Source organism: Burkholderia sp. Bp9031 (assembly GCF_003857965.1).
Lineage (GTDB): Bacteria > Pseudomonadota > Gammaproteobacteria > Burkholderiales > Burkholderiaceae > Burkholderia > Burkholderia ambifaria_A.
Genome location: NZ_QTPW01000003.1, coordinates 330,005 through 343,405, shown reverse-complemented (window position 1 = coordinate 343,405; position 13,401 = coordinate 330,005). Strand labels below are relative to the sequence as shown.

The 13,401-nt window shown below is 66.8% G+C and carries 12 protein-coding genes; 4 read left to right on the top strand and 8 right to left on the bottom strand.

Features of this window, described 5'->3' with window-relative positions; translation table 11 throughout:
* Positions 1–170: 170 nt before the first annotated feature.
* From DIE15_RS06655 to aroQ, 3 genes are read right to left on the bottom strand one after another with little or no spacing between them, the layout of a single operon-like run.
* A complete protein-coding gene (locus DIE15_RS06655; protein ID WP_124832712.1) occupies positions 171–1,514 on the bottom strand; it encodes an MFS transporter in 1,344 nt (447 codons plus the stop codon).
* A 42-nt stretch (positions 1,515–1,556) separates the two neighbouring features.
* Complete coding sequence (locus DIE15_RS06650; protein ID WP_124832711.1) at positions 1,557–2,411, bottom strand: shikimate dehydrogenase; 855 nt, start codon at positions 2,409–2,411, stop codon at positions 1,557–1,559.
* The gene (gene aroQ / locus DIE15_RS06645) at positions 2,408–2,863 is read right to left on the bottom strand and encodes a type II 3-dehydroquinate dehydratase (RefSeq protein ID WP_057925706.1); all 456 of its coding nucleotides are present in this window, start codon (positions 2,861–2,863) and stop codon (positions 2,408–2,410) included. Before aroQ ends, DIE15_RS06650 begins: the two co-directional genes overlap by 4 nt.
* A gap of 256 nt (positions 2,864–3,119) precedes the next feature.
* Here aroQ and DIE15_RS06640 point away from each other — a divergent pair, with 256 nt between their 5' ends.
* Together DIE15_RS06640 and DIE15_RS06635 are read left to right on the top strand one after the other, a co-directional pair.
* Positions 3,120–5,012 (top strand): bifunctional sugar phosphate isomerase/epimerase/4-hydroxyphenylpyruvate dioxygenase family protein, encoded by a 1,893-nt coding sequence (locus DIE15_RS06640; RefSeq protein ID WP_124832710.1) that lies wholly within the window; start codon positions 3,120–3,122, stop codon positions 5,010–5,012.
* Positions 5,013–5,290: 278 nt separating this feature from the next.
* Positions 5,291–5,554: a hypothetical protein gene (locus tag DIE15_RS06635; RefSeq protein WP_057925704.1), complete on the top strand. Its 264-nt coding sequence runs from the start codon at positions 5,291–5,293 to the stop codon at positions 5,552–5,554.
* A gap of 74 nt (positions 5,555–5,628) precedes the next feature.
* Here the strand turns inward: DIE15_RS06635 and DIE15_RS06630 are convergent, their stop codons facing one another.
* Positions 5,629–6,423, bottom strand: coding sequence for an AraC family transcriptional regulator (locus DIE15_RS06630; protein WP_057925703.1), 795 nt, complete (start codon positions 6,421–6,423; stop codon positions 5,629–5,631).
* Between the two features lie 653 nt (positions 6,424–7,076).
* Here DIE15_RS06630 and DIE15_RS06620 point away from each other — a divergent pair.
* Positions 7,077–8,213, top strand: a complete 1,137-nt coding sequence (locus DIE15_RS06620) for a branched-chain amino acid ABC transporter substrate-binding protein (protein ID WP_124832709.1) — start codon at positions 7,077–7,079, stop codon at positions 8,211–8,213.
* Positions 8,214–8,534: 321 nt separating this feature from the next.
* Complete coding sequence (locus tag DIE15_RS06615; protein WP_057925701.1) at positions 8,535–9,845, top strand: MFS transporter; 1,311 nt, start codon at positions 8,535–8,537, stop codon at positions 9,843–9,845.
* A gap of 130 nt (positions 9,846–9,975) precedes the next feature.
* On the opposite strand, the gene DIE15_RS06610 is transcribed toward DIE15_RS06615, so the two are convergent.
* From DIE15_RS06610 to garD, 4 genes are all read right to left on the bottom strand, one after another.
* Positions 9,976–10,413: a DoxX family protein gene (locus tag DIE15_RS06610; protein ID WP_057925700.1), complete on the bottom strand. Its 438-nt coding sequence runs from the start codon at positions 10,411–10,413 to the stop codon at positions 9,976–9,978.
* 195 nt (positions 10,414–10,608) lie between these two features.
* On the bottom strand, positions 10,609–11,064 hold the full coding sequence (locus tag DIE15_RS06605; protein WP_057925699.1) for an RbsD/FucU family protein: 456 nt from the start codon (positions 11,062–11,064) through the stop codon (positions 10,609–10,611).
* 70 nt (positions 11,065–11,134) lie between these two features.
* The gene (locus DIE15_RS06600; protein WP_124832708.1) at positions 11,135–11,527 is read right to left on the bottom strand and encodes a nuclear transport factor 2 family protein; all 393 of its coding nucleotides are present in this window, start codon (positions 11,525–11,527) and stop codon (positions 11,135–11,137) included.
* Between the two features lie 290 nt (positions 11,528–11,817).
* Positions 11,818–13,371: a galactarate dehydratase gene (gene garD / locus DIE15_RS06595; RefSeq protein WP_124832707.1), complete on the bottom strand. Its 1,554-nt coding sequence runs from the start codon at positions 13,369–13,371 to the stop codon at positions 11,818–11,820.
* Positions 13,372–13,401 lie beyond the last annotated feature (30 nt).

The window sequence follows — 13,401 nt, the reverse complement described above, 5'->3', positions numbered from 1 at the left end:
GCTTGCCGAGATCGACTCCGATCAGCGATACCGTGTCCATGATGGCCCTCCAGAAGGACAAAATCCTCACTCAGCGTAGTCCACTGAGTGAGGATCGGGCTGACCATCCTATTAAGCCCGGCGACCCAAGGTCGCCGGGCGAATGCACCGAGTGTGCGTGGAGCCGGTGCTTACAGTTCGATCCGCTTGATGTCGCCGACGACGAAGATGTACGACAGCGCGCCGATCAGCGCGATCACGCCGATGAACACGAGTGCGCCGACGAACGATCCGGTCGATGCGACGATGAAACCGACGACGAGCGGCGTGACGATCCCCGCGAGGTTCGCCGCGAAGTTGAAGATGCCGCCCGTCACGCCGAGCAGGCCGTCCGGCGCGATGTCGGACACGAGCGTCCAGCCGAGCGCGGCCATCCCCTGGGCGAAGAATGCAACCGACATGATCGCGATCACGGCTTCGTTGCTCTTCACGTAGTTCGCGAGAATGATCGTCGACGCGAGCAGCAGGCCCGCGATGATCGGCAGCTTGCGCGCGAGGTTCGCCGACTTGCCGCGACGCAGCAGCCAGTCGGAGAAGATCCCGCCGAACATCACGCCGACCGACGCGGCGATGAACGGCATCACCGCGAAGAAGCCGATCTTCAGCCAGCCCATATGGCGCTCGGTCGCGAGATAGGTCGGGAACCAGGTCAGGAAGAACACGAGCGTCGAGTTGCCGGCGAACTGGCCGAGGCAGATACCCGCGAGCTGGCGCTTCTTCAGCAGCCGGCCGGCCATCGACCAGCTGAACTTCGTCTGCGCAGCCTTGCTGCTCTTGTCGCCGTCCTTGCGCGCGCTGTGCACGAGACCGCCGCCGGCCTCGATGTAGGCCAATTCCTCCGCGTTCGCGGCCGGATGATTACGCGGCTCGTGGTAGAACTTCCACCAGACCAGACCGAATACGACCCCGATCGTACCGACGACCCAGAACAGCGAGCGCCAGCCGAACGCCCCCATCAGCGCGAACAGCACGGGGCTGAAGAACGCGAGGCCGATGTATTCGCCGACGGTGTAGGTACCGGTTGCCATCGCGCGTTCGTTCTGCGGGAACCACGTCGCGACGACGCGGCTGTTGGTCGGAAAACACGGCGCTTCCGTCACGCCGAGACCGAGCCGGCATGCGAGCAGCGTCCCGACGCCGGGCACGAAGCCCTGCAGGAACGTGCACAGCGACCACAACGTCATCGACCAGTAATAGGTGATCTTGCTGCCGAAGCGGTCGAGAAACAGGCCGCCCGGCACCTGCATTGCGACGTAGGTCCACGAGAACGCGGAGAACATGATGCCCATCACCGCGGCGTTGATGCCGAGCTCCTTGGTGAGCTGCGGCGCAGCCACCCCCAGCACGGTACGGTCGAGATAGTTGATCATCGTGCCGATCGCGAGCAGCGCGAGGATCTTGTAGCGCGCCGCTGTCCGCCGGACCGTGCCGGCCGCCTGCGCAGGCGCGGCGTTCGTGTGGGTGGTGTGCTGCATGGTCGTCTCCTGGTCTCTCTTTACGTCTAGTAGGTAGAAGGGTCAGCGCGCGACGAGCGACTGAAAGTGTTCGAACATCCGCTCGTCGTCCGGCGTACGTCCGGTAAAGATTTCAAATGCATCGACGGCCTGGTACACGGCCATCCCGCCGCCCGGCAGCGTCGCGCAGCCGGCCGCGCGCGCCGCGCGGATCAGTTCGGTTTCGAGCGGGAAATACACGATGTCGGCCACCCACATCCTCGCGTGAAGCAGTTCGGCCGGCAGCGGCAGGCCCGGGTGCTTGGCCATGCCGGTCGGCGTGGCATGGATGAGGCCCGTCGCGGCTTGCATCGCGGCCGCGAGATCGCCGCCCGGCGTGACCCGCGCGGCCGGGAAGCGCTGCTGCAGTTCGCCCGCGAGCGCGGCGGCACGCGTACCGTCGACGTCGAAAATCGTCAGTTCGGCGGCACCCATCTGCAGCGCCGCATGCGCGACGGCCGCGCCCGCGCCGCCCGCGCCGAGCTGGACGACACGCTCGAGCGATGCGTCGGGCAGCCCGCGGCGGAACGACTTCGCGAAACCCGACCAGTCGGTGTTATGGCCGATCCGCTTGCCGTCCTTGAACAGCACCGTGTTCACCGCACCGAGCGCGCGCGCATCATCCGACAGCGCGTCGAGGTGCTCGATCACGCGCTGCTTGCACGGATGCGTGATGTTGAGCCCGTTGTAGCCCATCCGCTGCGCGGCCTCGAGCAGTTGCGGCAGCGCGTCGACGCTCAGGCCGAGCGCGTCGAGATCGATGCGCCGGTACACGTAGCCGAACCCCTGGCGGAAACCTTCTTCCTCATGCATCGCGGGCGACAGCGAACCGCCGATGCCCTGGCCGATCAGGCCGATCAGAAAAGACGGGCGGCTCATCGTGCGGCTCCCTGGGCAAAAAGGGTCGACAGGCGCTGCAGCGCGAATACGTAGCCTTCGGTGCCGCAGCCGCAGATCACGGCTTCGGCCACCGCCGACACATACGAGTGGTGACGGAAGGCCTCGCGGCGATGCACGTTGGAAATATGTACCTCGATCACCGGCTTCGCGATCGCGGAAAGCGCGTCGGCCAGCGCGACCGACGTGTGCGTGTAGGCAGCCGGGTTGATCACGATGCCGTGCGTGTCGTGACGCGCGGCATGCAGCCAGTCGATCAACTGGTGCTCGGCGTTCGACTGGCGGAAGTCGATCTCCAGCCCGAGCCCGTCGGCCGCCGTGCGGCAACGCTGCTCGAGGTCGGCAAGGGTTTCCGCGCCATAGATATGGGGCTCGCGGGTCCCCAGCAGATTCAGGTTCGGGCCGTTCAGCACCAGTACCTTGTGCATGCTCATGTCGGTTGCGCTCCAAAAACGGGGGCGAATCGCTAGTCGACTTCGCCCCCAGACGTCAAGATTTGGCGCTAGTGTGCACTTGCGCAAGCGCAATGTCTTTTCGGGTTTTCGCTAATTTGTACCATCTAGTTAGTTTGTATAATTCGCCTCACCTCCCTAGTAAATTCGGGATATGGCGCTCGCCCTGAATTCAACGACTGGTTCATTCGGGTTCGATCGGCCGACGCCACACCCCGCTCACCCGCAGGATTCGCCCATGCAGCGCTCGATCGCCACCGTGTCACTGTCCGGCACCCTCGCCGAGAAGCTCGCCGCCATCCAGGCCGCCGGCTTCGACGGTGTCGAAATCTTCGAGAACGACCTCGTCTACTTCGACGGGTCGCCCGCCGACGTGCGGCGCATGGCCGCCGATCTCGGCCTCGACATCGTGCTGTTCCAGCCGTTTCGCGACTTCGAGGGCGTGAGCCCGGCCCAGCTCGCCCGCAACCTCGACCGCATCCGGCGCAAGTTCGACGTGATGCACGCGCTCGGCACCGACCGCATCCTGGTGTGCAGCAACGTGTCGCCCGACACGATCGCGGACGACGCGCTGCTGGTCGACCAGCTCGGCGCGCTCGCCGAAGCCGCGCGGCAGGCCGGCGTGGTCGCCGCGTACGAGGCGCTCGCGTGGGGCCGCGTCGTGAACCGGTACAGCCACGCATGGCAGCTCGTGAACGCGGTGAACAGCCCGCACCTCGGCCTCGCGCTCGACAGCTTCCATACGCTGTCGCTCGACGATTCGCCGGACGCGATCGCCGACATCCCCGGCGACCGGATCGCGTTCGTGCAGATCGCCGATGCGCCGAAGCTCGCGATGGACGTGCTCGAATGGAGCCGCCACTACCGCTCGTTCCCCGGCCAGGGCGACTTCGACCTCGCGCGCTTCACGGCCCGCGTGATCGAGTCCGGCTATACGGGGCCGCTGTCGCTGGAGATCTTCAACGACGGCTTCCGCGCCGCGCCGACCGCGATCACGGCCGCCGACGGCCACCGCTCGCTGCTCTATCTGGAAGAACTGACGCGCGCACGGCTCGCGCAGGACGGCCGCACGCCGGCCGCCGACCAGCCGCTGTTCGCGCCGCCGGCGCCGCCCGCGCACGTCGGGTTCCAGTTCATCGAATTCGCGGTCGACGCACAGGCGGCGGCCACCGTCGGCGAATGGCTCGGCCGGATGCGGTTCCGGCTCGCGGGCCGCCACCGCTCGAAGGACGTGACGCTGTTCCAGCACGGCGCCGCATCGATCGTGCTGAACGCCGAGCGCGACTCGTTCGCCGATGCGTTCTTCCAGCAGCACGGGTTGTCGCTGTGTGCGTCGGCGTTCCGCGTCGACGATGCGAAGGTGGCGTTCGAACGCGCGGCCGGCTTCGGCTACGCGCCGTTTTCCGGGCGCGTCGGGCCGAAAGAGCGCGTGCTGCCGAGCGTGCAGGCGCCGGACGGCAGCCTCGAATACTTCGTCGACGAGGCGCCGAACGCGCCGACGCTGTATGAATCGGATTTCGTGCTGACCGACATCGATGGCCCCAGCGAGGTCGGCCCGCTGACGGGCATCGACCACGTCTGCCTCGCGCTGCCGGCCGACGCGCTCGATACGTGGATTCTCTTCTTCAAGACGGCATTCGGCTTCGAGGCCGAGCGCAGCTGGCTCGTGCCCGATCCGTACGGCCTGATGCGCAGCCGTGCGGTGCGTAGCGCGGACGGCTCGGTGCGGATCGCGCTGAATGCGTCGGTCGACCGCCATACGGCCGTCGCCGAATCGCTCGACCGCTATCACGGCACGGGGCTGAACCACGTCGCGTTCCGGACCGACGACATCGTGAAGACGGTCGCCGCGTTCGCAGCCGACGGCGTGCCGTTCCTGCGGATCCCGCCGAACTACTACGACGATCTCGCCGCGCGCTACGCGCTGCCGGACGAGCTGATCGACACGCTGAGCGCCCACCATCTGCTGTACGACCGCGACGAAAACGGCGGCGAATTCCTGCACGCGTATACGGAACTGGTCGACAACCGCTTCTCGCTCGAGATCGTCGAGCGGCGCGGCGGCTACGACGGCTACGGCGCGACGAACGCGGCCGTGCGGCTCGCCGCGCAGGCCCAGCGCAGGAAATAAGGGCGCACCGGCGTTCCATTTCGGGGTCGGATTGAATGGAGCAACCTCACCGCCCCCGCCGGGCGGACGCACCATCGTGGTGAATGTCGCGACGGCGCCCCGTCCGGCAAGGCTGACCGCCCGCGTCCCGGAACGGCCGCTCGGCGGGGGTTACATCCGGTAATGTTTGCCGCACCGCACCATCCAAGCGGTCACCGCGGTTTTAAGAATCGCTTAAGTCTTCCTCGGCACCATCCGCAACCAGTAACCCGATGGATATCCCGAAAAGGAGGACAGCGATGAGCGCCGTAGATGCACCCGCGGGCCGCCCGGCCGCCCCCCCTGCAAAGAAGACGATGCTGCGCCGCCTGCTCAGCCATCACGAGATCGCGACGCTGCTCGTGCTGCTGCACGCACCGATCGGCGCGAATGCCAAAGCCGACTTGCCGGCGCTGCAGGAAGCCGGCCTCGTCGAGATGGTCAAGCTCGACGCCGACACGGCACCGAGCTTCCGGCTGACCGAAGACGGCACGGCCGTCCTGAAAGGGCTCGGCTACCGCTGAGCCGCCGCTTTCCCGTTCCCCGCCCCCGTACCACCCCGATCATCCCGACCCGTCGGCCCGGCCGGCGCGTCACCTCACCCCGCCCGGTCCTGCAGCATCAGCCGGTATTCGGTCGGCGTCACGCCGACCGTCGCCTTGAACTGGCGCGTGAACGCGCTGTGATCCGTATACCCGCATAGCGCCGCGACGTCGGTCACCTTGTCGTGCGTGACGAGCAGCGCCGTGGCCGCGTCGAGCCGCGTTTTCAGCAGCACCTGGCGCGGCGTCAGGTGAAACACCTTGTGGAAGTAGCGTTCGAGCTGCGCGACCGACATCCCGGCCATCTGCGCGAGTTGCTTCAGGTTCAGCGGCTGCACGTAGTGATCCTGGATATGCTGGACCACGTCGGCGAGCTTGCTGTAGGCCGGATGCGAACCCTCGTGCGCCTTCAGGTCGCGCGAGATGCCCGCGAGGCCGACCACCTTGCCGGCCGCGTCGCGCAGCGGCTCCTTGCAGGTCAGGCACCAGCCCGGCTGGCGGCCCGGATACAGATGCAGCTCGAGCTGGTCCATCAGTTGCTGGCCGGCGTTGATCGTCGCCATGTCCTGCTCGAAATAGGTGCGGCCGAAGCGGCGCGGAAACACTTCGTCGGTCGTCTTGCCGAGCAGGTCGCGCTTGTCCTTGTAGCCGCAGCGCATCGCCAGCGTGCGGTTGACGAGCGCGTAGCGGCCGTTCGCATCCTTCACGAAAAATGCGACGTCGGGCAGCGCGTCGAACACCGGCTCGAGCAGGCGGAAGTGCGCGAGCATCGCGCCGAGATCGGTGTTGTCGGGCTGGTAGCGCAACGTATCGGACAGGCTCATGGGTGGTGCGGCAAGGAAGGACGTCATCCCGGCGTCTGCGAAGGGAGTGGCTGATGGCGTCGATTATAGGAGCGCCCTTTCGAACGCGTCGCGGCGATCTCGGGCAAGCGGGCCGGCGACTCGGCGCACGGCGGCCCGTGCAACGCGCCGCCGATCGGCGGTGATCGAGCGATTGCATACGTTGGCGCGCAGTGCGCTTGTAGTTGTGTGCACAACCATCTCGCCGCTCGCGTACCGGCACTGACGATTTCGCGTCGGCAGGCTGCATGTCGCCGCGCATCGAGCAGCGCCGGCGGCGATGGCAGCGCGCCCCGCTGGCGCCGGGACAACACGCGCCCGGACCGTCATCCTAAAAATGCCGGCGTGTCGCGTCTTGGCGCGATTGCGCACTAGGCATGACGATTTCGGCATATATCAGGGTTATCGACGATATGCCGAAATCGTCGCCGGCCACGCACCGAACGCGCAAGACGCGTGCATTTTCGCTACCTAGACTTCATTCAACGGTTACGAGATGACATCCCGTCGTCGCCGCGCAAGCCGATTCCGGCACAGCCACCGGCGCGCGGCGAGCCTGCACCGCCCTCGCATCGGCGTGCAAACCGATACGTCTCGCCCGGTTTACCGCAGCGGCCCGCTGGCCGGCTGCGGCCCAACCACGCCATCAAGGGGAAGTGAAAGTGAAGCTGAAGGTATCGCACGTCGCGCTGGCTGCTGCCTGCGCACTGTCGGGCGCACACGCCATCGCCGCCGACGTCGTCAAGATCGGTTTCGCCGCACCGCTGACGGGGCCGCAGTCGAACTACGGCACGGACATGCAGAAAGGTGTGCAGCTCGCGATCGCGGATTTCAACGCGACGCATCCGACGATCGGCGGCAAGCCGGTCACGTTCCAGCTCGACTCGCAGGACGACCAGGCCGACCCGCGCACCGGCACGACGGTCGCGCAGCGGCTGATCGACGACAACGTCCGCGGGGTCATCGGCCACTTCAACTCGGGCACGAGCATTCCGGCGTCCGACCTGTACGATCGCGCGGGGTTGCCGCAGATCTCGATGGCGACGTCGCCGCAATACACGGCGCGCGGCTACAAGACAACCTACCGGCTGCTGACGAGCGACGCGCAGGCCGGCCGCATCGTCGGCACGTATGCGGTGAAGACGCTGCACTTCAAGCGCATCGCAATCATCGACGACCGCACGGCCTATGGCCAGGGCATCGCCGACGAATTCGCGAAGGCCGTGCAGGCGGCGGGCGGCACGATCGTCAAGCGCGACTTCACGAACGACAAGGCGCTCGACTTCTCCGCAATCCTGACCAACCTCAAGGGGATGAACCCGGACGCGATCTTCTACGGCGGCGGCGATGCACAGTCTTCGCCGATGATCCGCAAGATGCGCCAGCTCGGGATGAAGTCGGCATTCGTGACCGGCGAGATGTCGCGCTCGCCAACGTTCCTGAAGGTCGGCGGTGAAGCGGCGGAAGGCGCGATCGTCTACATGGGCGGGCTGCCGAAAGAAAAGATGCCCGGCTTCGCCGGCTACGCGTCGCGCTACAAGGCACGCTTCAACGAAGACGTGATCACCTATTCGCCCTATTCGTACGACGGCACGATCGCATTGCTCACCGCGATGAAGGACGCGAACTCGACCGACCCGAAGGTCTATACGCCGTATCTGGGCAAGGTGTCGATCAAGGGCGTATCGGCGCCGAGCATCGCGTACGACACGAAGGGCGACCTGAAGGATGCGCCGGTGACGATCTACAAGGTCGAGCGCGGCGCGTTCAAGCCGGTCGACACGATCGCCGGCAACTGATCGCGCAGCCCCTGACACACACGGCGCGGCAAGCGGTTCACCCGCCTGCCGCGCCGTGTGCATTTCACGCTCGACGAAGTCCGAAGCGTTCCTCGGTGCAGCCCCGCGCTCGCGCATTTCGCGCTCCTGTAGAATCCTCCCACCCGCTTTGACGCTTCGTCTCCGTCGTGCCCCATCCCGGTGCGACGGCGCCTGTCACGCGCCCTATCCGGCGCTCGGCACACGCTCGACGACGCAGGCCGCGCCTTGCCAGTCCATGCCGATAGCGGGCTCTGGAGACGCAGCACCGACAACAACATTCGAAAACCGATCGTCCTGACCATGCAAGCTTCCGAATTGAGCGGCGTGCCTCGCGCCGCCGAACGCGCACTCACGCGCAGCGACTACAAAACCCTCGGCCTTGCCGCACTCGGCGGCGCCCTCGAGTTCTACGACTTCATCATCTTCGTGTTCTTCGCGCCCGCAATCGGGCAACTGTTCTTCCCGCACGACATTCCCGACTGGCTGCGCCAGCTACAGACGTTCGGCATCTTCGCGGCCGGCTATCTCGCGCGCCCGCTCGGCGGCGTGATCATGGCGCACTTCGGCGACCTGTTCGGCCGCAAGCGGATGTTCACGCTGAGCGTGCTGATGATGTCGGTGCCGACGCTGCTGATGGGCCTGCTGCCGACCTTCGACTCGATCGGCATCCTCGCGCCGGTGTTGCTGCTGCTGTTCCGCGTGCTGCAGGGCGCGGCGGTCGGCGGCGAAGTGCCGGGCGCATGGGTGTTCGTGTCCGAGCACGTGCCGTCGCGCCACATCGGCTATGCGTGCGGCACGCTGACCGCGGGCCTCACGGCCGGCATCCTGCTCGGCTCGCTGGTCGCGGCGGGCATCAACAGCCGTTACTCGGGCGCCGAGGTCATCGCGTTCGCGTGGCGCATTCCGTTCCTGCTCGGCGGCGTGTTCGGCCTGTTCTCCGTGTATCTGCGCCGCTGGCTGCACGAGACGCCGGTGTTCGCCGAGATGAAGGCGAAGAAGGCGCTGGCGGCAGAGATTCCGCTGAAGGCCGTGCTGCGCGACCACGGCCGCGCGGTGATCGTGTCGATGCTGCTCACGTGGATGCTGTCGGCGGCGATCGTCGTCGTGATCCTGATGACGCCCGCGCTGCTGCAGAAGCAGTTCCACCTGACGCCCGCGACCACGCTGTTCGCGAACAGCATCGCGACGCTGTGCCTGACGGCCGGCTGCATCACCGCCGGCTCGCTCGCGGGCTGGATCGGCGCGAAGCGCGTGCTCGGCATCGGCGGCCTCGTGCTGGCCGCGTGCTACTACCTGCTGTTCGTGCAGGTCGCGGCCGACGCGTCGACGCTGCCGCTGTACTACGGGATCGCCGGCTTCACGGTCGGCACGATCGGCGCGGTGCCGTTCGTGATGGTCAGGAGCTTCCCGGCCGTCGTGCGCTTCTCGGGCATCTCGTTCTCGTACAACGTCGCGTATGCGATCTTCGGCGGCCTCACGCCGGTGATCGTGTCGCTGATGATGAAGTCGAATCCGCTCGCACCGGTCGCGTACGTCGCGGCGATCTGCGTGCTCGGCGCGATCGCCGTGCAGTTCTCGAAGGATGCGAAGGACCTGAAGGACGCACACTGAACGTCGGCGCGCACGCGCCGGCTGGATGAACGAAGGGCCGAATCCCGCGGCGTGCGGGATTCGGCCCTTTTGTCTTGCTTCAGCGCAACGACGTACGCGCGTTGCCCGGTTCGGTTTGATCCGGCTCGGTTCAGCGCAGCGCGCCGTACGACGAACTCGGGCGGCGCAGCGCATCGATGCTCGCACCACCGGCGCCCGTGACGTACAGCAGCAGGAAACCGCCGGCGATCGCGACGTTCTTCCAGAAGTGGATCACCATGTCATGCTGGATCGCGGCATCCGTCGCGTCCCAGAAATTGTGTCCGATCATTGCAGTCGCGATCGTATAGAACGCCATCAGCAACGCGAGCGGCCTCACCTTGTAGCCGACGATCAGCAGCAGGCCGCCGAGCGCTTCGATCGTGACGACGACCGGCCCCATCACCTGCGGATAGGGCACGTTCAGCCCGTGCAGATAGCCGATGAAATCGCTGTAGCCGAGCAGTTTCATCACGCCACCCCACAAGAACAACGCCGCCAGCGCCAGGCGTGCGAAAAAAATGACGCCGGAATCGACGGAACGCGTCATGCCTCTCTCCTCGTATGCAATTCGGCCGTCCGCACGGAGCGCGCCCGTGCGATTCGGCGCCGCGCGGCCCTGCGGGGGCCCGCGGCAAATGGGCCAGCATAGACAGAGTTTCGGCCGTGTCCAAGAAAAAGGTTGTAGCAAATCTTTACACGGCGGCCGCCGCGCGGCCCGAAGGCGGCGGGACGTGAAAGGCGTTTAGCCCGCGTCGCTCAACAACACGCCTTTCTTGAAGATGAAGCAGCCGTAGCCGCGCAGCTCGCCGGTGACGATCACCGCGTACGTCTGCTGCGCGCGCTCGTAGAACGCGAACCGTTCGATGCCCGCGAGCGGCACCGCGCGCCCTTCCGCACGGTCGATCTCGGTCTGCACCTCGCGCTGCACGGGCGGCACCGCGGCCGCGTCGCCGACGACTTCCATCCGCCACGCGGGCGTGTCGACGAACGAGTCGAGCGGCAGCACGGACAGCACCGCCCGCACGACGCGCGCCGAATCGGCGCCGTCGATCCGCAATGCGCGGCCGACCACCGTGTGCTCCGCGACGGATTCCGCCGGGAAATTCGCGTCGCAGATGGCGATTTCATCACCGTGACCCATCGCGCGCAGCGTGTGCAGGATGTCGGCGTGCAGCAACGGGTCGAGATTCTTCAGCATGTCGGCTAGTCTCCGGGATCAGGAACGAACCGCATAACGTTACCCGATCCCGGTGGCCTTTGTGCATGCATCACGACGCCGCGACCGGCATTTCGTCGATGAAACCCGTGACCGATGCGAGGCGGCCCGACGCGTCGACGATGCCGAAGTCCGAACCCTTCACGACCGCCGCACCGTCGGACGACACGAGCGCCCACGAGAAGCGCAGGTGCTGGCCGAATGCGTCGACGTCGGTCGTGCGGCGGAAGCGGAACGCGGGGAAGCGCTCCTGCACGGCTGCGATCATCGCGTCGATGCCCGCGTGGCCGTCGCCGGTCATCAGTGGATCGCGATAGGCCGCGTCGCTCGCGTAGGTCGCATCGATCAGCGCGCGGCGCCGCGCGACGTCGGGTTCGTTCCATGCATCGAAGTAGCGGTCGATCAGATCGGTGTAAACGGACGACGCGGATTGGGCGGTGTTCATGGCGAGGCTCCTTGTGTCGATGAGGGGACGATGGCGCGAACGTGGCGTGTTGCGTATTCGCGTGCAGTCATCGTCGCCGGCCTCGCGCGGGCGGTCGATTACGTGCGGGGTAAGGAAATCGCGCCGGCCGCTTCGAGCGTGAGGGCCGCTCCGCGCTCCGCGCGCGACCTGCGATGAAGCATGGTTTTCCTCATCGTGGATTGGACATGCAGCCGACGTTTGCTTCGTCGCAATGAAAATGAAAACGGGCGCCCGAAGGCGCCCGCATCGTCTGCCACGGCAACCGCGCTTCAGGTCACCGGCGCCGGATTGAACAGCACCAGCGCATTCGCGAGCTTCCATTGCTCGGCCCACGTGCGGCGCTTGCCGCTCGCGACGTCGAGCATCAGCCGGAACAGCTCCCAGCCCACGTCCTCGATCGAGGCCGCGCCGGTCGCGATCTGCCCCGCGTCGAGATCCATCAGGTCGTGCCAGCGGCGCGCCAGATCGCTGCGCGTCGCGACCTTGATCACCGGCACCTGCGCGAGACCGTACGGCGTGCCGCGGCCCGTCGTGAAAATATGCAGGTTCATCCCCGCCGCGAGTTGCAGCGTGCCGCAGATGAAGTCGCTCGCGGGCGTCGCCGCGTACAGCAGCCCCTTCTGCCGCGCGCGATCGCCGGGACGCACGACGCCGGCGATCGGCGCGCTGCCCGACTTCACGATCGAGCCCATCGCCTTCTCGACGATGTTCGACAGGCCGCCCTTCTTGTTGCCGGGTGTCGTGTTCGCGCTGCGATCGACGCGGCCGCGCTGCAGATAGCGGTCGTACCAGTCCATCTCGCGGATGATCTCGCGGGCGACGTCCTCATTCGCGGCGCGCGACGTGAGCTGCGCGACGCCGTCGCGCACTTCGGTCACTTCCGAGAACATGATCGTCGCGCCCGCGCGCACGAGCAGGTCGGCCGCGAAGCCGACCGCCGGGTTCGCGGTGAGCCCCGAGAACGCGTCGCTGCCGCCGCACTGCACACCGACGACGAGATCCGACGCCGGGCAGGTCTCGCGACGGCGGCGATTCAGCCGCTCGAGGTGCGATTCGGCCATCGTCATGATCGAGTCGATCATCGAGTTGAAGCCGACGTGCGCGGCGTCCTGCAGGCACACGACACCGCCGTTGTCCGTCGCGCCGTCGGCCGCCACCGGAATCGCGCCGGGCGGCAGCAGGCGCTCGGGCTGCAGCTTCTCGCAGCCGAGGCTCACCGTCATCACCTCGCCGCCGAAGTTCGGGTTCAGGCTGATGTTGCGCAGCGTTCGGATCGGGATGTCGGCATCGGGCGCATCGATCGCGACGCCGCAGCCATACGTATGCTCGAGCCCGACCACGTCGTCGACGTTCGGATAACGCGGCAGCAGTTCTTCCTTGATCCGCTTCACCGCATGCTCGACGACGCCGGACACGCACTGCACGGTCGTCGTGATCGCGAGGATGTTGCGCGTGCCGACCGAGCCGTCGGGATTGCGGAAGCCCTCGAACGTATAGCCTTCGAGCGGCGCCAGCGGCGGCGCGGCGCGCGTGGCGAGCGGCAGGTCGTCGAGCCCCGGCGGCTCGGGCATGCGCATCGTGCGCTCGTTGACCCAGCTGCCGCGGCGCAGCTCCGTGAGCGCGTAGCCGATCACGACGTTGTAGCGGACGATCGGGTCGCCGGCCGCGAGGTCGGTCAGCGCGACCTTGTGACCTTGCGGCACGCCTTCGCGCAACGTCAGGCCGTCGGCGAACGTCGCGCCTTCGGGCAGGCCGCCGTCGTTGACGACGATCGCGACATTGTCGTCCGGATGCACGCGAATATAGAGAGGGGAAGCAGTCATCGGAATTCCTGGGAGGGCTACCGTCAAATC